The 19,108-nt window shown below is 49.2% G+C and carries 21 protein-coding genes; 4 read left to right on the top strand and 17 right to left on the bottom strand.

The features are described 5' to 3' along the window. Window positions 1–30 precede the first annotated feature (30 nt). Window positions 31–1,941: an alpha/beta fold hydrolase gene (locus AB1I67_RS07905; protein ID WP_367029346.1), complete on the bottom strand. Its 1,911-nt coding sequence runs from the start codon at window positions 1,939–1,941 to the stop codon at window positions 31–33. Window positions 1,942–2,201: 260 nt separating this feature from the next. Here AB1I67_RS07905 and AB1I67_RS07900 point away from each other — a divergent pair, with 260 nt between their 5' ends. Then, entirely contained in the window at window positions 2,202–2,741 is a 540-nt protein-coding gene (locus tag AB1I67_RS07900; RefSeq protein ID WP_367029345.1) for a MarR family winged helix-turn-helix transcriptional regulator, read from the top strand. 232 nt (window positions 2,742–2,973) lie between these two features. Here AB1I67_RS07900 and AB1I67_RS07895 read toward each other — a convergent pair whose 3' ends face one another. After that, window positions 2,974–3,546: a type II toxin-antitoxin system PemK/MazF family toxin gene (locus AB1I67_RS07895; protein ID WP_367029344.1), complete on the bottom strand. Its 573-nt coding sequence runs from the start codon at window positions 3,544–3,546 to the stop codon at window positions 2,974–2,976. Between the two features lie 20 nt (window positions 3,547–3,566). Continuing rightward, the gene (locus tag AB1I67_RS07890; protein ID WP_367029343.1) at window positions 3,567–4,889 is read right to left on the bottom strand and encodes an MATE family efflux transporter; all 1,323 of its coding nucleotides are present in this window, start codon (window positions 4,887–4,889) and stop codon (window positions 3,567–3,569) included. A 245-nt stretch (window positions 4,890–5,134) separates the two neighbouring features. Between AB1I67_RS07890 and AB1I67_RS07885 the strand changes: the two genes are divergently transcribed. Next, window positions 5,135–5,362, top strand: a complete 228-nt coding sequence (locus AB1I67_RS07885; RefSeq protein WP_367029342.1) for a hypothetical protein — start codon at window positions 5,135–5,137, stop codon at window positions 5,360–5,362. 123 nt (window positions 5,363–5,485) lie between these two features. On the opposite strand, the gene AB1I67_RS07880 is transcribed toward AB1I67_RS07885, so the two are convergent. The 6 genes from AB1I67_RS07880 to AB1I67_RS07855 form a co-directional block, all read right to left on the bottom strand. After that, a complete protein-coding gene (locus tag AB1I67_RS07880; RefSeq protein ID WP_367029341.1) occupies window positions 5,486–5,986 on the bottom strand; it encodes a GNAT family protein in 501 nt (166 codons plus the stop codon). 99 nt (window positions 5,987–6,085) lie between these two features. Continuing rightward, complete coding sequence (locus AB1I67_RS07875; protein WP_367029340.1) at window positions 6,086–6,535, bottom strand: zinc ribbon domain-containing protein; 450 nt, start codon at window positions 6,533–6,535, stop codon at window positions 6,086–6,088. Window positions 6,536–6,576: 41 nt separating this feature from the next. Beyond that, on the bottom strand, window positions 6,577–6,930 hold the full coding sequence (locus tag AB1I67_RS07870) for a hypothetical protein (RefSeq protein ID WP_367029338.1): 354 nt from the start codon (window positions 6,928–6,930) through the stop codon (window positions 6,577–6,579). Between the two features lie 12 nt (window positions 6,931–6,942). Next, window positions 6,943–7,152: a DUF3791 domain-containing protein gene (locus tag AB1I67_RS07865; RefSeq protein WP_367029336.1), complete on the bottom strand. Its 210-nt coding sequence runs from the start codon at window positions 7,150–7,152 to the stop codon at window positions 6,943–6,945. Continuing rightward, window positions 7,145–7,399 (bottom strand): hypothetical protein, encoded by a 255-nt coding sequence (locus tag AB1I67_RS07860; protein WP_367029335.1) that lies wholly within the window; start codon window positions 7,397–7,399, stop codon window positions 7,145–7,147. The genes AB1I67_RS07865 and AB1I67_RS07860 overlap by 8 nt, the downstream gene beginning before the upstream one ends. Beyond that, window positions 7,396–7,875 (bottom strand): DUF3990 domain-containing protein, encoded by a 480-nt coding sequence (locus AB1I67_RS07855; RefSeq protein ID WP_367029333.1) that lies wholly within the window; start codon window positions 7,873–7,875, stop codon window positions 7,396–7,398. The genes AB1I67_RS07860 and AB1I67_RS07855 overlap by 4 nt, the downstream gene beginning before the upstream one ends. A 180-nt stretch (window positions 7,876–8,055) precedes the next feature. On the opposite strand from AB1I67_RS07855, the gene AB1I67_RS07850 reads away from it, so the two are divergent. Both AB1I67_RS07850 and AB1I67_RS07845 read left to right on the top strand, forming a co-directional pair. Further along, complete coding sequence (locus AB1I67_RS07850; RefSeq protein WP_367029332.1) at window positions 8,056–8,493, top strand: MarR family winged helix-turn-helix transcriptional regulator; 438 nt, start codon at window positions 8,056–8,058, stop codon at window positions 8,491–8,493. Continuing rightward, window positions 8,483–9,838 (top strand): MATE family efflux transporter, encoded by a 1,356-nt coding sequence (locus AB1I67_RS07845; RefSeq protein ID WP_367029330.1) that lies wholly within the window; start codon window positions 8,483–8,485, stop codon window positions 9,836–9,838. Before AB1I67_RS07850 ends, AB1I67_RS07845 begins: the two co-directional genes overlap by 11 nt. Before the next feature lie 110 nt (window positions 9,839–9,948). Here the strand turns inward: AB1I67_RS07845 and spoVT are convergent, their stop codons facing one another. The 8 genes from spoVT to AB1I67_RS07805 all read right to left on the bottom strand — a co-directional run bounded on the left by spoVT (window position 9,949) and on the right by AB1I67_RS07805 (window position 19,060). Continuing rightward, window positions 9,949–10,497 (bottom strand): stage V sporulation protein T, encoded by a 549-nt coding sequence (spoVT, locus tag AB1I67_RS07840; RefSeq protein ID WP_367029329.1) that lies wholly within the window; start codon window positions 10,495–10,497, stop codon window positions 9,949–9,951. Window positions 10,498–10,622: 125 nt separating this feature from the next. Further along, window positions 10,623–12,011: an RNA-binding domain-containing protein gene (locus tag AB1I67_RS07835; RefSeq protein WP_367029328.1), complete on the bottom strand. Its 1,389-nt coding sequence runs from the start codon at window positions 12,009–12,011 to the stop codon at window positions 10,623–10,625. Between the two features lie 139 nt (window positions 12,012–12,150). Beyond that, entirely contained in the window at window positions 12,151–13,425 is a 1,275-nt protein-coding gene (locus AB1I67_RS07830; RefSeq protein WP_367029326.1) for a DUF4143 domain-containing protein, read from the bottom strand. Between the two features lie 373 nt (window positions 13,426–13,798). Beyond that, window positions 13,799–14,557, bottom strand: a complete 759-nt coding sequence (locus AB1I67_RS07825; protein ID WP_367029325.1) for an SDR family oxidoreductase — start codon at window positions 14,555–14,557, stop codon at window positions 13,799–13,801. Between the two features lie 95 nt (window positions 14,558–14,652). Further along, on the bottom strand, window positions 14,653–15,396 hold the full coding sequence (locus tag AB1I67_RS07820) for an IclR family transcriptional regulator (RefSeq protein WP_367029324.1): 744 nt from the start codon (window positions 15,394–15,396) through the stop codon (window positions 14,653–14,655). 3 nt (window positions 15,397–15,399) lie between these two features. Next, entirely contained in the window at window positions 15,400–16,374 is a 975-nt protein-coding gene (locus AB1I67_RS07815) for an ABC transporter permease (protein ID WP_367029322.1), read from the bottom strand. A 1-nt stretch (window position 16,375) separates the two neighbouring features. Next, window positions 16,376–17,887, bottom strand: coding sequence for a sugar ABC transporter ATP-binding protein (locus tag AB1I67_RS07810; protein ID WP_367029320.1), 1,512 nt, complete (start codon window positions 17,885–17,887; stop codon window positions 16,376–16,378). A 96-nt stretch (window positions 17,888–17,983) separates the two neighbouring features. Further along, window positions 17,984–19,060 (bottom strand): sugar ABC transporter substrate-binding protein, encoded by a 1,077-nt coding sequence (locus AB1I67_RS07805; protein WP_367029319.1) that lies wholly within the window; start codon window positions 19,058–19,060, stop codon window positions 17,984–17,986. Between the last annotated feature and the right edge of the window lie 48 nt (window positions 19,061–19,108).

Here is a 19,108-nt window from a genome sequence, read left to right as displayed (position 1 = left end):
AAATCCTACTTTTCAATCATATAGATCAGTCTACAGCACCGTACTGTGGATCGCTGTATTCATAATACCACAGAGCACATACAGGCTGGAAACGATCAGCGGACCTGCCCAGTTATTCCCCGTGCGCTTATAGATCGCCCGCAGCAGGTACGGAGCCAGGAACAACTGCCAGACGCAGAACACGATCACCAGCACATTGATCCAGCTCGGTCCCCAAATGACCGTTCCGGTCAGAAGGAACTTACCGTACTGCAGCGCCCATAAAAGCGTGCAGCCGAGAATATTGCCCAGTCCCAGGATAAAGAGGTTCTTCCGCCCGTTCATTCCCTCAAACCGGCCCGCCCCATTTACGATCAGGGCATTGCCAAAGTAAAATGCAAAGAAGATCGGCAGGTACTGGATGAAGTAGAACAGATGACCCACGTCAAAGGTCTTAAACGCCGGAGTCCAGAACCGGAAATCTGTGTTAAAGGCCCATTTGCAGAACCAGACCACAATATAGATCATGCCTACCACGCCTGCGGAAAATGCAATGGTCTTAAGCAGTTTCTTCCCTGTGATCTTTAAGCCGATCATCCCATCGCTGCGGATTCCCGCCGCCTTATCCTTCTTATAGTTAAAGAAGAACCAGAAGAACGTCCATACCGCGCTCAGCCCGGTCCACACCGCCACCGTGTTCATAGTCGGCGCCGCAAAGAAGGTCCAGTTGCTCATGAAAAATCCATGGTTCTTTGTGGCATCCAGCGACGGCACCGTGACCGTGGCGATCACAGCGAACAAGAATGACATAGCCCCGCAGAGCACCCAGCCGATCCAGAACGCCTTTTTCCGCTTCTGATCCAGTGCCGGGACCTTCGGTCCTTCCACGCCGCGCAGGTCTGCGAAGCAGGGACATGCCAGCAGCAGGTCACAGAACGGCACGATCAGCATCAGCAGTCCGATCATGGCGATCAGATTGCAGAACTCTTTTATCAGGAATACCTGGTTTGTACTGCTCAAGCCAGTGTCAACATTCAGGCAGTATGTAAAGAATTCTACCACATCCTTCGTGGATGCCGGGTCAAAATGGATCAACGGATGGGTGACGTAGGGCTGGTAAAGGACACGCAGTGTCCCTGCTTCCTTATCGCCGTAGAACACGCCCTCCTCCACGCTGGTCACGCTGGGATCTGAACTGTTCACCATATCTAAGGCTTCCTTAGAAGAACCCAGCAGATTGGCGGTGCCGGTGGTGCTTCCATAACCGCCCTCTTCTAAAAGTCCATAGAGAAATCCCATATTGCAGCGGATCGCACTCCAGTCCGCAAGGCTTCCCGGCGACTGTCCCGTAGGCAGGGATGCGCAGATCTTCATCTGGGAGTCCGCATACGCCTGTTCCGCCGGAGTTATCTCCACGCCTCCGTCAGAATCCGGCGCCTTGGCCGCTTCAATCGCCGCGTTATACAGGTTGCTGTAGTGGATCGCCGTATTTTTTGCCGCACGTCCGCCCATGGAATGGCCCATGACGCCGATCCGGTCCGTATCCACATAGTTCATGATCCCGCTGGCCGCATACTCCACCAGGGCCACCATGCCCTGGCCATAGTTGGCAGAATCCGAATCAATCCCCACATCCAGGCTGCTGGACAGTCCGTGCCCGTAGGCGTCCATGGCGATCACCGCGATCCCCCTCCGGGAAAGCTCGATCGAAGCCGCGTCCTGCACCTCCGCGCTGTTCAGCCATCCATGGCTGGTCACTACCAGAGGCACCTTATTCTCCTCCGACGCCTCCTTTGGGATAAATGCAAGGGCATGGATATACTGATGATTCTCCGTCATCAGGTTGATATCCTTCACCTGCACCTTACCTGAACTGGTCTGCAGAACTGCCGCTGCCACACTCCCCACCAGGATCAGCGCAAATGCAATGCAGAGCCACCTCTTTGTCTTAGCTGGTTTCATAAACCTGTTACCCCCTTTCGTGATTTTCACGTAAATATAGTTGCCTATGGAAATAATTTTACTTTCTATGGAAAATAATTTCAACGTATAAAGATACAAATTTTACGCACTTTTTTTGTTTACTATATACAAATACAGTAATATCAACATGTTATGCGAAAATTCAGATAATGGCAGCATAGCGCGAATACATATTTTGTGTTATAATATGGACACTCGATATCCTCAGGTATAACCGGCAGAAAGGCAGGTGGCAAAACATGCAGTTAGAATGGCTTGGAAAATACAGGGCCTTTATAGAGAGCTTGATCTTTTACGTCAACATATACGGACAGGTATATACCAGCCAGGGCTTCCACGACACCTCCGTCCCCTGTTCCGTCGCCCAGATCCAGGTATTAGAATATATCCTGGAAAACGAGGAAAAGAACCAGAAGATGGCGGAAGTAGCCAACCGTCTGGGCATCTCTCCCAGCGCCTTCTCCAAGAACGTCAAAAAGATGGAAGAAAAGGGCCTTTTAGAAAGATACCGCAGCGTCAACAACAAAAAGGACATTATCATCAAAGCCTCCCCCTTAGGACGCCAGGTTTACCAGGAATACGTAGATTCCCTGTGGGAACGCCGTTTCAAAAAATCCTTTGAGATCCTGGATGAAGTACCAGAAGAATATATAAAGAAATTCACAGAAATGCTGAACTACAACGCCGAAAGCCTCATCGCACAGATGAACGAACGGCAGCGCGTTTTAAAAAAGCAGGAAACCGGCGAACCGGCGGAGCTGGTCAGGATCAACCCCTGAATCCCCGCCTTGTTTACAAAAGTATGCAGAAAGGGACTGCACACAAAAACTTCTTGTGGCAGTCCCTTTTCATTACAATTTCAAACGTCCTGTTTGAAATTACTTTGTATTAAAGAATATGCAGCTTTTCTTTTTCTCATACACATAAAAAGGAACTTGTCCCAAGTCCCTTTTCTTTGAATAAATCATATATTCCTTTCACTCCCGGAAAGGACTTCTTTGTAATTTCATTCTAATTGCTATCCGTGGGTTTGTCAAGCGTTAATTTCAAAGCTGCCAGTTCGTCCTGCGCCCTGTTTCGTTCTTCTTTAATGCGCTCAATATATGATATTTTATCCGCAAGTTTTTTGGTCAAATCTGAATAATATCCCATTAAACCAACAGTCCTGGCAATAGCTTCATCTATCTTCTTCATATCTTTCGATGATATTGTGCACACAAAATCACCTAGTCTCGCTTTGCTTACACACATTATATTTGACGCATTTGCCTGTCCATCAAGTATAAGATTACCCGATGCATCCACTACCGGAGTAATATCTGCGACACAGGGCAGGGAACTTGTATCATGAGTAATTGGAAGTACTATGGTATTGCCTGATCTATTGTTTCCAATATCATTTTGAATAATTACTGCTGGACGCTCTTTCTGCATCTCGCTTCCAATTCCACAACCAAAATTACACCGGTATACCTGTCCTCGTTTTATAGCTCTTGCTTTTGCATTACTTGACACCGCATCTAAATATAATTTAGTCTTTAACCACTCAAGCATTTTTTGTGCCTGCACTAATTCAATTTTCATACATTCTCCTCCCCTCGCGTTTACACCTGCCGCACCCGCTTTGTAAACCCGCGGAACCTCCACACAAACACCGCCGCCCGGAAGATCCAGTCAATAAACATCCCATACCACACGCCCATAACGCCCAGATCCCAGACCCGCACGAACAGATACGCAAACCCGATCCTAAACGCCCACATGGAGAATACAGATACGACCATCGTAAACCTGGCATCCAGACCAGCCCGCAGGGTATTGGGCAATGCAAAGGCCGGCGGCCAGACAACCATGGCGCAGGAATGGACCAGGATCAGGCTTCCCGCCAGGCCCGCGGCCTCCGGCGACAGGTTGTAGATCCCCACGATCGGTCCTCTCCCCAGGATCATCACGCTGCACACCAGCAGCAATATCCCATAGTTCAGCGCCAGCAGTTTTTTCGTGTAAGCCTTTGCCTGATCTCTCTCATTAGCGCCCACGCACTGGCCCACGATCGTGATAAGTCCCAGACCCAGCGCATTTCCCGCCAGATATTCCAGGGTTACCAGGTTGCTGGCGACCGCAAAGCCTGCGATGGATGCCGTCCCCAGGGTTGACACCAGGCTCTGCAATGCAAGTTTACCGAACTGAAACATACCGCTCTCCAATCCGCTGGGCACGCCCACGCTGAGGATCTTTTTGATCATGGAGAACTCGGGCCTGAGCTGGGATAGCCCCTTCACGCGGATGACATTTTCCGGATGCTGCACCAGAACCATCATTAAAACCGCAGCAAACACACGGGAGATCAGGGTAGGGATCGCCACGCCTTCCACTCCCATGTGCAGCCCGTAAATGCAGATGGCATTACCCACAATATTGATCCCGTTCATCACAAGGGAGGCCATCATGGAGACCCGGGAATTGCCCATGGACCGAAACAGCGCCGCCCCAGAATTGTACACCGCCAAAAACGGATAGGAAAGAGCCGTCAACCAGAAATAAGTAGCCGCGTTGTTCATGACCGCTTCCTCCGCATTGCCGAAGATCAGCTCCAGCAGATTCCGGTTGCCCAAAAGGGCCACCGCCGTAAACAGGACGGAACACCCCGCCGTGATCAGGATCAGCTGTCCCGCCGCGTGGCACGCCTGATCCGGCCGCTGCTTTCCTATATACTGGGAGCACACCACCGCTCCCCCCGTGGCAAGAGCCGCTAAAAGCTGGATGATCAGCAGGCTGATGGAATCCACCAGCGCCACGCCGGACACCGCCGCTTCCCCGACTGCCGCCACCATAATCACATCCACCATCCCAACCAGCACCGCCAGGATCTGCTCCACGATCAACGGCCCCAGAAGCCGGAATAAGTCTCGTCTCGAAAACATCATCTCATCATATCCCCTTGTATCTCATCAGAATTTTATACGCTTTGGTTGTATCATCTAAAAATGCAATTGATTTTTATCATACTCACTTTACCTTAATTTTACAAGTCTTTTCTTTCCTTCCCGCATAATTCTGCCGCCAAAATCCGCTGCTGCATTTTTTACGCGTCTCTGCTATAATAAAAATACAGCATCCGGAAATAATAAACTTACTGTTGACCTTAACCAGAGAAAGAAGTGAAAACTACATGAATCCAATGAAATTATTGCAGCTCAAATCTGCCTGGGACCGTTTCAAGAACAACCATCCCAAATTCCCCAAGTACCTCTCCGCCGTGTACCAAAAGGGCGTAAAAGAAGGAACCCTGATCGAATTCAAGGTGACCACCCCAGAGGGAGAAGAACTGTCCGCCAACGTCCGGCTGAAAGCCGATGATGTTGAATTATTTAAGGAAATGACCGAGATGTTCCAGTAAACTTTCAGCAGGCAAATATTGCTGCGAAGTCTGCTGTACCGGCCTGTTATTTACAAGAAGCCAGCCTGGGGATCTGCATGTCCCACATGGCTGGCTTCTTGTCCTTCCGCTCCATAAAATGAATCATTTTATCTTTCCATAGATGAACAGATTATAGATATGATCATCTTTGACGACTGCATTTTTCATCAGTCCTTCTAATTCAAACCCATTCTTCTCCAGGACCCTGCGGGATGCCGTATTCGGCTCATATACCAGCCCGGTGATCCGAAGAATATCCAGTTCTGAGAAAGCCAGTTCGCAGATGAGCCTGACGGCCTCGGTCATGATCCCCTTTGACCATTCCTCCGTATTGAGCAGATAACCGAGCTCCGCATCCTTGCCATACACATCCGATTTCTGTTCCACGGTAATGTTGCCCACAACCTTACCGTCCGCCATGATCGCACGAAAAATCCCGTCCTGTCCATCGTGCTCCGCCACCATAGTAAGCCACCATTCTGCATCCGCACCCGTATAAGGATAGGGCAGCCTGTTAGCCAGATACTGCCTGTCTACGGCATTGCATATGGCCATAAGGCTTTCTTTCATTTCTAAAGACCATTTTTTCAACTGAATATCCATCTTCTCCTCCTGACTGCTGATCCTTTTTATTCCAGCTCCTGGTATGCCCGCTTTCTGCACGTTTGCTTCCGTACAGCCACAATCGCATGATCACCATTTTCATAGCCGCTGTCCGCATTTTGGGCAGAACTGGTAGTCTTCTTCCGTCTCAAATCCGCAGGATGGGCAGCGTTTTTTTGCCTGAGCGCAAACTTCCGGCTGCGTCTGTGTCTGCCCTTGCGGCTGTGCCTGCCCTTGTGTCTGTCCTTGCGGCTGCCCCTGTCCCCGGTACTGATAATCCGCCGGGATAATACTCTCCGGCAGCGACGTTACCTCTCCCCGGTCGATCTGCCTGCCCAGATCCCCGCTTATCTCCACTGTAGTATCACAGCAGGTCGTCCGCACATAGTATCGGCGTCCCCATTTAAATACCGGTATGAAAAACAGGCTCAAATAGGAATACACCATATAGACTTCCAGATGCCCATATCTGCCGCAGTGCCCACAGATGACCAGCTGGTCAAAATTCAGTTTTTTCTGTCCCTGGCTGACGCCCATGATAAAAAACATTTCCTGTACTCCTGCTGCCATAACACAAATATTAACACAATCTAACCCAGCACGATCAGCCGCGCCACCGCCACCGGGTTGTCCTCCGGGAATGCCTGCACGCAGACCATGATATCACTGATATATTGTTCCTTTTCACCAAGGGCTTCGGCAATCTCAGCCGCGTTCTTTCCCTGTCCGCTGAGGGCAATCACCTGTTTCACCTGCTCCGCCACATGGTTTAGTTCTTCGCTTACTGAGTTTGTCTGCGAAAGCCCGGACTCTGCATTCAGATCCGCAGAATCATCATCCATGAAATCCTCCAGGCTCAGTTCCTTTTTCTCTCCGTCAGCTTTGTAAAAATCCTCTGAAAACTCCCAGTCCTCTCCCAGACCTGCTTTATCCTCCAATGACATATTATTTTCCTCCTACTGTTTATCCTGTTTGCTTATAATCAGTTCATCAATATCAGCAAAAGCATTTTGTAAACGCTCTACATGGTAGATTTCATACATACCATAAATAAATTCCGTCAGATTCAGAGAATCCCACCACACCAGCACTTTTTGTGCTGTAGTTTTTTTGTCTTCCGCATATCGTTCTATCAGGTAAATGAAAAATGCAGCCTCCTTACTCATAATTACCACCTCTTAAATATTGTGAATCACAAGGGTCGCCTGTCACCTGCTCACTCTCCCACATGTCAAAAACAATGCGCGGACTCATTTTATAAATTTCAAGTTCTGGATCGGCCAGCATACGATATGTTTCTGACTCCAGGAATCTGCGAATCGCATCCATTTCATTGAGTCCATATTTATCGATGATCTGCTTGATCACATGCCTGTCAAAAAAGTCCATAGTTCTGGCTGGAATTTTCCTCATAACTGTTCACTCCTCTTAAATTTCAAATATGCTAATGCTTTTTCGGATAAAAACGCATATTGATCTGTCAAATTCTGAGGCAGTAACCGTTTCACCGCTTCTTCTTTCGTATAAACACCATCCATATAATCATCGATGACTGGCAAAGTCGAATCATTTGCCACTGGCCCAATTACAATATCATATGGATTTACCATCAACAATTCTTTGCGGTTATTAACAACAAAATCAAGCCACTCAGCATTGGCAGTCTGAAACTTCAAAACGTTAAGCATCAGCAATCCAGACTCATCAAACTCATAAATATTAAGCTGGGGAGCCCCTTTTCTTCTGCGCCTCGCGACCACCTTTGCCCATTTTACGGCCTGTTGTTCACTGGAAGTCAGATAAAAACCTGCGCCAAAATCCAGTGCACGTAAATTAGGACGAATAATCGGATATGATACTTCTGCATTGCTCCCATGATACAGTTTCAAAATCTCAGCCCCTTCCGCTTTCCTGTCAGTCCGCCAGCCGCATCTGTTCTTACTATAACACAAATTCCCCAAAATGAAAATGAATCTTGACAACTGCCACCAGCCGTTTTATAATTGTTGCTTAATGCAACTGTTGTGTAATACAAGAATATGGCTGCTATTTTAATAAAGGAGAATGCTATGAACCAATATTCCGGTATCTACCGCCGGTGTGAGCTTTTATACATCCGCCACTCCCTGGAACAGTTTGGCCTCCAGCCCCTGGAAGGGAAAATCCTCATATACCTGGAGGACCATCAATGTACCCAGGAAGACATCTGCATCCATTTTGACCTGGACAAAGGGCGGATCGCCAGAAGCCTGTCCGAGTTAGAAAAATGCGGCCTGGTCTGCCGCCATATAAACGCAAGGAACAAACGGCAGAAATTCGTGGTGGTCACGGAGCAGGGACGCCGCATCCTGGAAGAGATCCACAGGATCTTTGAACAGTGGGATGAGCTGTGCTACACCGGCTTCACCGAGGAAGAAAAAAAGCTTTATCAGGATTTTGTCCGGCGGATCGCCGAAAATGTGATGAATTGCAGACATAGAGAAGGAGACGATAACGATGGTAAATAATCTGACTGAAGGAAAGCCTTTAAAACTGTTATTTTTCTTTGCAATGCCCATGGTGGTGGGCAATCTGTTCCAGCAGCTTTATAACATGGTGGATTCCATGGTGGTGGGCCGCTTCGTGGGCGAGGACGCTTTGGCGGCGGTCGGCTCCTCCTTTCCGGTGGTATTCCTCTCCGTAGCCATTGCCGCCGGCCTGTCCATGGGCTGTACGGTTGTTATTTCCCAGTTTTTCGGCGCAGGCAAGATCCGCGACATGAAGGTCACGGTCTCCACCTCCCTCATCTCCCTGGGTGTCATCGGCCTTGGCATCATGGCGTTAGGGGAAATGATCGCCCTTCCGCTTCTGAAGCTTCTTGGGACCGACCCGGATATCATGGCTGACTCCCTCGCCTACCTGCGGATCTACTTCGGAGGCGCAGTATTTTTGTTCCTGTATAATACCTTAAACGGTATCTACAACGCATTGGGAGACAGCAAGACCCCGTTAAAATTCCTGATGGTCTCCGCCCTGACCAACATTGTGCTGGATCTGCTTTTCGTCATTAAGTTTCACATGGGCGTGGCCGGTGTGGCGTGGGCGACCCTGATCGCACAGGGACTGTGCGCTTTTGTCTCCTTCTTTGTGCTGATCGGACGCTTAAAGAAGATGGAGGACGAACCGGGCAATACACAGATCTCCTTCTCCTACTTCGACGCGGACGCCGCCCGGAGGATCGCCAAGGTCGGGATTCCGTCCATGCTCCAGCAATCCATTGTCTCCGTGAGCATGATGATGATGCAGGGCCTGGTCAATTCCTACGGCAAGGTATTTGTGGCGGGCTACACTGCTGCCACCAAGATCGATACCCTGGCTATGCTGCCCAATATGAACTTTTCCAACGCCATGTCCAGCTACACTGCCCAGAATATCGGCGCAGGCAAGCACGACCGGGTAAAACAGGGCTACAAAGCCAGCATGTTTATGGTGGTAATATTTTCCCTGGTCATTACCGCATTTATCTTCCTGTTTGGCCCTCAGCTTTTAGGCCTGTTCCTCAACCAGGGATCTGAGGGCAGCGCTATGAGCTATGGCCTCCAGTACATGCAGACCGTATCTGTATTCTACATCCTGATGGGAGTCCTTTTCGTCAGCAACGGCCTGCTGCGCGGAGCCGGGGATATGGGCGCATTTATGTTAAGCTCTGTGGCAAACTTATTCTGCCGCGTGGCTGCCGCCTATCTTCTGGCTCATTTTATCGGCGTCAGCGCGATCTGGTGGTCCATTCCCACCGGCTGGGTCATCGGTTCTGTCTTCTCCATCCTGCGGGTGAGGGGCGGCAAATGGAGCCGGAAGACCCTGGTTGGATAGTCGTTGCTCATCTGACAAAATATGATAAAGCAGAGGGGACATCACACCGAAAAACAGTGTGGTATCCCCTCTGTCCATACGCATAATCCAGATCAAGCCTCCCGTCCTTATCAGCTTTCCATCTGTCTTCCCAAAAAACCGGCAGCCGTTGCCACCAGCCTGACCTCCATCTCGCCAAATTTGGCTTTTGGTTCTCTGCTTAAGAGCGCTACGGAACCGATAGCGTCTCCCTCACAGATGATCGGCATCACCGCCTGCGCCGTCACACCCTCGATCTCCTCTGTAGTGATCGGCACAAACTGCTTGTCATCCTTTCCCGCAACGATCGTCTCACGCTCGTTGATAGAATGCTCAAGCTGTTTGCTGATATTTTTCTGAAGCAGATCCTTCTTGGGACCGCCGGAAACGGCGATGATCTGATCCCGGTCCGTGATACAGACCATCATGCCGGTAGACTGCGCCATAGACTCCGCATACTGCGTGGCAAATGCGGTCAGCTCCACCATGGGGGAATATTTTTTCAGGATTATCTCCCCTTCCCTGTCTGTAAAGATCTCAAGGGGGGTTCCTTCCCTTAAGCGGAGCGTTCTACGGATCTCCTTCGGGATCACAACCCGGCCCAGATCATCAATTCTTCTCACTATTCCCGTAGCTTTCATTTATTCATTTTTCCTCCTGTGCTTTCCTCATAATACAAACTCGGTGCTGTGTTGTTATTATGTGGAAGCAGGAGAAACATTATGCATATAGCACGGCGAAAATATGATGCCTTACCATGTTGATATCAATTTTGAAGAACCTTCCAGTACCCGTTTTTATTCGATCCAACGCGTTCAATAAAACCATTCCTTCTCAAATAAGAAATATTATTTTGAGTTGCGGTTCTTCCAATTCCAATTATAGTTGAAAGTTGTGGTTGGGTTATATTTGGATTATTTCTCATTTCTTCCAATATTCGGGTTCTTGTGGCATTGAGAGATTTATCCCTCACTTTATCTGCCACATTATCCCCCACCTTATTTGCCAGTCTTTCAAATGGTATTGTTACAACAATTGACTTTTCTCTAAATTCATAGGCATTTTTCCCATATTCTTTTGTAATAATCGGTACACCTCTGCCCGACCGCTCACTAATATGCAATTGAAGAAATATATCTGAAAGGCATCTATTCACCGGAACCGACTCTCCAAGATAAAATCCTTCTATTGTCTGTGTTGGTGCAAGTGTCCCTCTTGACAATATTTCTATACGATCCGAATAAATCGTGATCATTGGTGCATTTCCACTGATCCATAAATTATGGACAAATGCATTTATAATTGCTTCGCGAAAAGCATTTGGGTTAAATAATGGAACTTCTTTTCTCTCAACAATACGGTTCTGCTCATTCGCTTGAATAATATTGAGCACATCCCCATATTCTAATATCTTATCTAACGAGATAAGCACACAACTGTTTCCAAATTCACGAACAGAATACAGTGGTGATGTTTTATCAGTTCCGCTAAAAATAGATACCCTTATAGGAATTTTACTATCATCTGATAATAATTGCGCTAAAAGATTATACTTTCCATCTTTTGTAAGCAGGCCCAAGTTCTTTTTGAAAGTATCTTTGTTTAATACAATCCCTTTATCTTCATAATATAAAAATAATTTGCGAAATGTCAGTTCCTGACTGTAACTTTCCATACTCTCCATTGTCGGAAAATCATTTCGCAAAATATCAAATAGCTTTGATTCTCGTTCTGGAAATTTATTTAAGTTGACCTTGCTCGAACCAATACGTAGAAAACGGTTATTATTAAATGCCGTAGGCACCTTTTCTGCTGCTGGAATACTTAGAATAACAACTCGTTTTTCTTCAACTGTCAATTCATGAAACTGAAAATTAATATCAGGAAAAATTTGTCTTGCTAAAAAATGTTCCAATGGTTCATTTTTTACATCTCTGTGATAATCAAAGGTAGTGCCTGTCAATTCGTGCGTTTCATTATTGATTCCCCAAACCAGATATGCATATTCCTTTCCAATCATAGCAGCGACATTAGACATGCTCGATATATATTCGCCAATTCCAGACGGCTCATACCAATTTTCTTTAAACTCAAACCATTCTTCCTCTAACGTATATGATCTTAAATCCTGAATTAATGCCTTTAGATCTTCCACGATAGTATTTCCTCCTCAAATAAATATCCCCCACTTATCCCCCACCTATACATTATAACATAAGTGGGGGATAAAGGTGAGGGGTATTTTTTATAAGCCTTTACAGAGTTTTCGCTCCACCAATCTGAAAATTGGAAACCTATTCTTTCAATGCAGTTATCGGGACCACAAAGATCCCATCTTCACGTTTATACGCCGCATTTGATAATCCACAAAGGACACAGAGGGCTGAGGGCAGCTTTCCGCCGTCCGCCTCTATCTCATCCCGGATCCTCCTCAAATTCTCTGCTGCTTCATCAATCTGATTCGCCCCCAGCTTTATCTCAAACCCACACCAGTTTCCGTCCGGCAGTTCTATGACCGCGTCAATCTCCCGATTACGGTAATCCTGATAATGATAAAGGCTGGCTCTGAATGATTCTGCATAGATTCTCAGATCCCGCTCGCACAATGCCTCGAAAAGAAATCCCAGTGTTTCCAGATCATGAAGAAGCATATCTGGTGTTGCTTTTAAAAGGGCGCACGCCAGGGAGGGATCTGAGAAATGTCTCTTTTCGGCCTGCTTCACACGCACAGAGGATCGTATCCTCGATGCAAACGGCGGCTGATTTTCTATAATAAAAAGTCTTCTGAAAATATCCAGGTAATCTGCGATCGTATCTACATCGATATCCTCATCATCAATTGCCTTCACATCGCGTCTTAAGGATTTGTTGGTTGCGGTCGTGCTTTCATTTCTGGCAAGTGAACGCAGCAGCAGCTTCATTTTTCCTGTATCACGTTTGATGCCATCGATCCGGTAGGCGTCATCCTCGATCACTGCATTCAAATATTCCTGAGGCAGCAGCATTGCCTGGTCGATCGGCATATCCAGGCTTGCAGGCCAGCCGCCCCTGATAATATGATTAATGAGGTCCTTCAGCGATACATCCCCAGTCATAGCGGGAACCAGCTCTCCATGGCACAGCTTTTCCAGAGATACTTTACCGCTTGACACCCCTGATTCAGCCAGGGACATAGGACGCATACGGAGCCTTGCTATACGCCCCGCCCCGCTGTGCAGTATCCCCTTATGGTTCGGAGTTGCCGACCCGGTCAAAATGAACTGTCCCGTAGCCGCACGCTGATCTACCCGATATCTCACAGCATCCCACAGCATCGGCACTTCCTGCCATTCGTCGATCAGCCTGGGGACCTCCCCTTCCAGAACCAGATCCGGGGACAGCTCGGCCAGTTTCCTGTTTTGAAAATTCCCCTCAGGATCTCCTAAAAATATGGCGCTTTGACTATGATAGAAAGACGTCCAGGTCTTGCCGCACCATTTTGGCCCCTCTATGCACACCGCTCCAAAGGTAGCCAGGTACTGCTTCACTGCTTTGTCAATAATCCGCGGTTTATAATTCTCGTGGTTCATGTCTTCAACCTCCTTCTATCAGTCAGTATACCCTATTCCGTCATATTTTACAATAATATTCCGTCATATTTATAATTTGTATTCCGTGAAATTTTAACATTCCATTCCGTATAATTTTAAATTTGTATTCCGTTGTATTTTATGTTTTTAATCCGTTATATTTTCTATTTTGTTTTAGAACATGATTCAAATTTACTCCAACAGATTTCTTTTTCACCAGATTTTATTATAATCTCCCCATTCTAAACATCTATTCGGCTTACAGACAAAGTAAAACAACCCGGACCGCGCGTCTGGAATCCACGCATCATTCCGGGTTATTTATCTTATTTACCGTATTAGTCTCTAACTTATTCTTAAACCTGCTATTCCTTTAAAGCGAACCAGCCCCATCGATCTGGATATTGGCCCCATCCAGGAACCCGGCCTCCCCGCTGGAGGCAAACAAGATTGCCGCTGCGATCTCCTCCGGTGTGCCCAGCCTTCCAAGGGGCTGCCTGGAAACATAATTTTTCATGGCGGCATCCGGGTCCGGCTCAGACTGGATCCGCTGCATCAGGGACGGCGACAGTACTGTCCCCGGGGAGACCACATTGACCCGCACCCCATCCTTTAAATGATCCGAAGCCATGGCCTTTGACAAAGCCAGGACCGCTCCCTTAGAAGCGCTGTAGACGGCGCGGTTGGCGATGCCTTTGACCGCCACCAGCGAAGAAATATTGACGATAACGCCCTTCGACTTTTTCAGGTGCGGCATGGCGTATTTGCAGACCAGGTAGGTCCCGGTCACATTCACAGACATCACATGCTCCCACTGCTCAAGCTCCACTTCCTCCACCGTGCCGCCGCACACGATCCCCGCACAGTTCACCACAATATCCAGACCACCAAACTGTTCCACCGTATGCCGGATCATCTCCTGCACCTGCCCCGGATCGCTCACATCGCCCCGGACAGACAGCGCCTGTCCACCGAAAGCCCCGATCTTCTCCGCCAGCCTCTGCCCGGAATCCGATACAGAATTGACCGCTACCTTTGCGCCATTCTCAGCATAAGCCTCCGCAGCCGCGGCCCCGATCCCAACACCTGCCCCCGTCAGTAAAACAACTTTATCTGTAAAATCAAACACCATAATCCCCACCTTCTCTTTATTTATTCTTCGCACTTTTGTTCATCACACTGCTATCCGTGTCACTGCCATACGTCTCTCTTTTATGTCCCCCCATGTCACTTCAGCTTCGCCCCGATCTTTCGTGCCGCACTCTCCAGCTTCTTTTTATACAGGCTTAAATTCTCCGATGACATCAGGCCGATCGGCCCGGATATGCCGATCGCATAACGCACATTGTTATGATAATCGAAGATCGGGACGGCAATGCAGCGGACATTTAAAAACATCTCTTCATCGTCCACCGCATACCCCTGTCCCCGGATCATTTCATACTGGGCCAAAAGCTCCGCTTTGTCGGTGATCGTCTTTTCCGTATAAGGAGTCATCTCATAATCCGCCAGAAGCTCGTCCACCTTATCCTGGGGACGGTAGGCCATGATGCATTTGCCTACGGACGAGGAGTGGATCGGTTCGATCATCCCCACCCTCGCCGACATGGTATAGGGCAGATTGCTCACGATCTGATCGATCACATAGACCATATTCCGGCTGTAAGCGCACAGATGGACGCTCTGTCCCAGCAGGCGGCTTACCTCCATCAGGATCGGCCTGGCAATATCGATGACCTCCAGATAATTGCTCAGCCGCTCGCCCAGATACAGGATCCGGAACCCCAGCCTGTATTTCCGGGTGGTCTTGTCCATCTGCACCATATCGTGCTGCCTGAGCGTTTCCATGATCCTGGAAACCGTGCTCTTGTCAATATCCAGCTCCTTTGCCAGCTCCGTTACCGATATGGACTCCCGGTTCGCCAGAATATTCAGCGCCTGAAGTCCCCGGTCAAGTGATTGTAAGATCATAAATTATCCCCTTCCTGAACGTTTCCTGTCCAGTAATACCGCAATAATAATAATGCTTCCTTTTACGATCTGTTTGTAGAATGCTTCTACTCCCATCAAATCCATGCCGTTGTTGATGACGCCGATGATCAGCGCCCCCAGCACCATGTCAAACACATTTCCGATACCGCCGGTAAAGCTGACGCCGCCGATGATACAGCCGGCGATCGCATCCAGCTCATAGCCAGTGCCCAAGTTGGGGGACGCTGATTTTAATCTGGCCGCCATCAGGGTGCTGGCAAGCCCCAGAAGCGCGCCCTCGATCAGATACGCCTGGATCTTGATCTTATCCACGTTGATGCCCGCCGCTTTTGCCGCGTCCTCATTGCCGCCCACGGCGTAGATGTATCGCCCGATGGGGCGTTTCTTCATGACAAAGTTCATTACAAACACAACGATGATGAAGATAATGACCGTAAACGGCACGACCCCGAACAGGGATGCGGTGCCCAGATAGTTAAAGGTGTCCGGAAAGCCGCCGATCGGCATGCCGTGCGCTAAGACCAGCGCCAGGCCTCTGGCGATGGACTGGGTGCCCATGGTCACAATGAACGCCGGGATATGCCCTTTTGCAACCACCACGCCGTTGAAGAGTCCAAACAGAAGGCCGATGCCGATTCCCGCCAGGAACCCCACCGGAGCCGGAAATCCCATGCCCGCAACGCTGGTGGACACCATAAGCCCTGCCGCAACGCCGCCCAAGCCAAACATGGAGCCGATGGACAAGTCGTTGTTGTTCATGATGATCAGGATGCCTACGCCGATGGTGGCGATCCCGATACAGGATATCTGCTTTAAAATATTTACCATGTTGTCCGCACTTAAAAAATTCGGGGCAAACGCAGATAAAAAAATAAAGATCGCCGCAAATCCGATGAGTATACCATTATTATTGAGAAAATACTGTACATCCTTTTTATTAATAGATTTTTGTGCCATATCAGTTCCCCCCGCTTTCATTCTTCACTGCGTATCTCATAACGATGTTTGGGTCTGCTTCGCTGCGGTCCAGGATCCCCGTTACCCTGCCCTCGTTCAGCACCATGATCCGGTCGCTGATCCCAAGCACCTCGGGAAGCTCAGAGGATACCATGATGATGGACTTTCCGGAACAGGCCAGTTGGGACATCAGCCTGTGGATATCGGACTTGGTCTTGATATCGATTCCCCTTGTCGGCTCGTCCAGGATAATGATATCCGGGTCTGCATTCAGCACCCGTGCGACCACAACCTTCTGCTGGTTGCCGCCGGACAGATTGCCGCAGAGCTGGTCGTCGCTGCTTCGCTTGATCTCCAGCATGTCGCCGAACTGCTTACAGTACTTCTTTTCCAGGGACTTCTGGATCACACCGTTTTTCACGCATTTGCGGATGGATGACATAAGGATATTATCTTTGATTCCAAGCTTCAGCACAAGCCCGTTTTTCTTTCTATCTTCAGGAACCATGATGATCCCGCGCCTGATGGCGTCCTCGGGGATCCGGTTCACAATTTTTTCGCCGTTTAAATAGATCTCGCCGCTGTCCGGAGTCCGAAGCCCCATGATGGTCTCCACCACCTCGGTGCGTCCCGCTCCCATCAGTCCAGCCAGTCCCAGGATCTCGCCTTTTCTCAAAGTGAAGCTCACATCCTGGAATTCGCCGCTCCTGGACAGGCCTTTCACCTCCATCACCACGTCCCCGATCTCACCGTACTGCTTCGGGTACATCTCGGAAACCTCTCTGTCCACCATATATTTGATCATCTGCTGTTCCGTAATATCCTTCACCAGACCTGTATAGATAAAATGCCCGTCCCGCAGGATCGTCACCCGGTTGCAGACGCCGTACACCTCCTCCAGCTTGTGTGAGATAAATACGATCGCCTTGCCCTGGCTGCACAAAAGCCTGACAGTCTTAAGCAGATACTCGATCTCCGACTGGCTGAGGGCGGAGGTCGGCTCATCCATGATGATCACATCCGCATCATAAGAGATCGCTTTGACGATCTCCACCAGCTGGAACTTCGCTACGGTCAGCTTAGCCATCTCCGTTTTCGGTTCCAGATCCACGCCCAGGCTTTCCAACAGCCGTTTGGAATCCTCATACATTTTCTGGTAATCCACATTGCCGGCTTTTGTCCTCGGCTCCCGGCCCAGATAGATATTCTCCATGACCGTCATATGTTTTACCTGGTTAAACTCCTGGAAGATCATACTGATCCCCAGCTTTTTCGTGTCCATCACCGACCGGAAATGGACCTGTTCCCCCTTATAAAATATCTCACCGCCCGTAGGCACATAAAGGCCCACCAGGATCTTCATCAGCGTAGATTTGCCTGCGCCGTTCTCTCCCATCAGCGCATGCACTTCCCCTCTCCTCAAAGTGATGGAGACATCATCCAGCGCATGTACTCCCTGAAACCGCATATCAATGTGTTTCATCTCAACGATGATCTCACTATCCTTCGACATGGCTTACCCCCTTTCTGCCTGATGGGGATGCTGTCCCCCAAACAGCATCCCGCTTCTCTTTCCCAGAGCCTTCATCAGGCTGTCAGCTCTCCATCTTTAAAAATACTTCTTAGCCAGAGCGTCTCTCTCCTCAGCCATCTTTTCATATTTTTCGATGTTTTCCTTCGTACAGACTTCGTAATCGATGATAATATCGGAAACCGGCTCTCCCTTAGCTGCCTTGATGGCAGTCTCCAGGGCCATCTCACCCTGAGCCAGGCCGTCCTGCCAGATGGAGCAGTCCACCTTGCCGTCTCTTATGGCCTGCATCACGACCGGGTCACAGTCCATGCCCGCCAGCTTGATCTCCCCGATCTTGCCCGCATTTTCCACCGCGGTGATCACACCGGTAAGCTGGCAGTCCGCCATGCAAAGGATCGCGTCAAACTCCTTACCGGACTGGATCCAGTTCTCCACCAGCCTCATGGATTCCTCCGGAGACCAGTTGCCGGTATCGTGCACCACCAGCTCCACGCCCGGATTCTCAGCCAGGACCTTCTGATAACCTTCAGACCGCTGCACCTGGGCGGAATGGCCAAGGGTTGCGTCCACATAACCGACCTTTGCGTTTTCCCCGCACACGTCGATCATCCTCTGCATCTGTAGCATCCCCGACTGCACATCGTCACAGCCCACATGGGCCGTGTTGTTGGGGCTGTCGGTGATGGTGTTGATGGTGATCAGCGGGATCCCCGCCTCATAGGCAAGGTCTACCGCCGCCGCGCACTGTACCTTGTCGACCGGCTGCATGATGATCGCGTCCACTTTCTTGCTGACAAAGGTCTCCACCTGGCTGAACTGCTTGGAAGCGTCGTCATCCGCGAAAACCACCTCCATGTTGATGTCCGGGGCCTTGGTGGCCTGGTATTCATACATGGCGGAAGTGAAATACTGCACAAATCCGCTCTGGTTCCCCTGCATGGTAACGCCGATATGGAGCTGCTCACCGGAAGCCTCCCCTGCCGGCGCTCCGGTATCCGCGGGAGCTGCCTCTTTTTCCTGCGCTGTATTTTCTGCGGCAGCTTTTGTATCCGCCGGGGCTGCCGTTGTGGCGTCTGCCGGCTTGCTGCAGCCCGCTGCTGACAATACCAAAATCCCTGCCATTACTGCTGCTGTAAAACGTCTGATCTTCATATCCATCCTCCTCCAATTAAGCTGTATGTGATTGCATTTCCCCCTGAA

The organism is Clostridium sp. AN503 (assembly GCF_040719375.1).
Lineage (GTDB): Bacteria > Bacillota > Clostridia > Lachnospirales > Lachnospiraceae > Brotaphodocola.
Note: the sequence above shows the minus strand (reverse complement) of the source record. Positions and strands in the feature narration are given on the sequence as shown.

Bases quoted from the DNA above. Each gene is read 5' to 3' on its own strand.
- AB1I67_RS07905 (WP_367029346.1), bottom strand. From the start codon at position 1,941: ATGAAACCAGCTAAGACAAAGAGGTGGCTCTGCATTGCATTTGCGCTG.
- AB1I67_RS07900 (WP_367029345.1), top strand. From the start codon at position 2,202: ATGCAGTTAGAATGGCTTGGAAAATACAGGGCCTTTATAGAGAGCTTG.
- AB1I67_RS07895 (WP_367029344.1), bottom strand. From the start codon at position 3,546: ATGAAAATTGAATTAGTGCAGGCACAAAAAATGCTTGAGTGGTTAAAG.
- AB1I67_RS07890 (WP_367029343.1), bottom strand. From the start codon at position 4,889: ATGATGTTTTCGAGACGAGACTTATTCCGGCTTCTGGGGCCGTTGATC.
- AB1I67_RS07885 (WP_367029342.1), top strand. From the start codon at position 5,135: ATGAATCCAATGAAATTATTGCAGCTCAAATCTGCCTGGGACCGTTTC.
- AB1I67_RS07880 (WP_367029341.1), bottom strand. From the start codon at position 5,986: ATGGATATTCAGTTGAAAAAATGGTCTTTAGAAATGAAAGAAAGCCTT.
- AB1I67_RS07875 (WP_367029340.1), bottom strand. From the start codon at position 6,535: ATGTTTTTTATCATGGGCGTCAGCCAGGGACAGAAAAAACTGAATTTT.
- AB1I67_RS07870 (WP_367029338.1), bottom strand. From the start codon at position 6,930: ATGTCATTGGAGGATAAAGCAGGTCTGGGAGAGGACTGGGAGTTTTCA.
- AB1I67_RS07865 (WP_367029336.1), bottom strand. From the start codon at position 7,152: ATGAGTAAGGAGGCTGCATTTTTCATTTACCTGATAGAACGATATGCG.
- AB1I67_RS07860 (WP_367029335.1), bottom strand. From the start codon at position 7,399: ATGAGGAAAATTCCAGCCAGAACTATGGACTTTTTTGACAGGCATGTG.
- AB1I67_RS07850 (WP_367029332.1), top strand. From the start codon at position 8,056: ATGAACCAATATTCCGGTATCTACCGCCGGTGTGAGCTTTTATACATC.
- AB1I67_RS07845 (WP_367029330.1), top strand. From the start codon at position 8,483: ATGGTAAATAATCTGACTGAAGGAAAGCCTTTAAAACTGTTATTTTTC.
- spoVT (WP_367029329.1), bottom strand. From the start codon at position 10,497: ATGAAAGCTACGGGAATAGTGAGAAGAATTGATGATCTGGGCCGGGTT.
- AB1I67_RS07830 (WP_367029326.1), bottom strand. From the start codon at position 13,425: ATGAACCACGAGAATTATAAACCGCGGATTATTGACAAAGCAGTGAAG.
- AB1I67_RS07825 (WP_367029325.1), bottom strand. From the start codon at position 14,557: ATGGTGTTTGATTTTACAGATAAAGTTGTTTTACTGACGGGGGCAGGT.
- AB1I67_RS07820 (WP_367029324.1), bottom strand. From the start codon at position 15,396: ATGATCTTACAATCACTTGACCGGGGACTTCAGGCGCTGAATATTCTG.
- AB1I67_RS07815 (WP_367029322.1), bottom strand. From the start codon at position 16,374: ATGGCACAAAAATCTATTAATAAAAAGGATGTACAGTATTTTCTCAAT.
- AB1I67_RS07810 (WP_367029320.1), bottom strand. From the start codon at position 17,887: ATGTCGAAGGATAGTGAGATCATCGTTGAGATGAAACACATTGATATG.
- AB1I67_RS07805 (WP_367029319.1), bottom strand. From the start codon at position 19,060: ATGAAGATCAGACGTTTTACAGCAGCAGTAATGGCAGGGATTTTGGTA.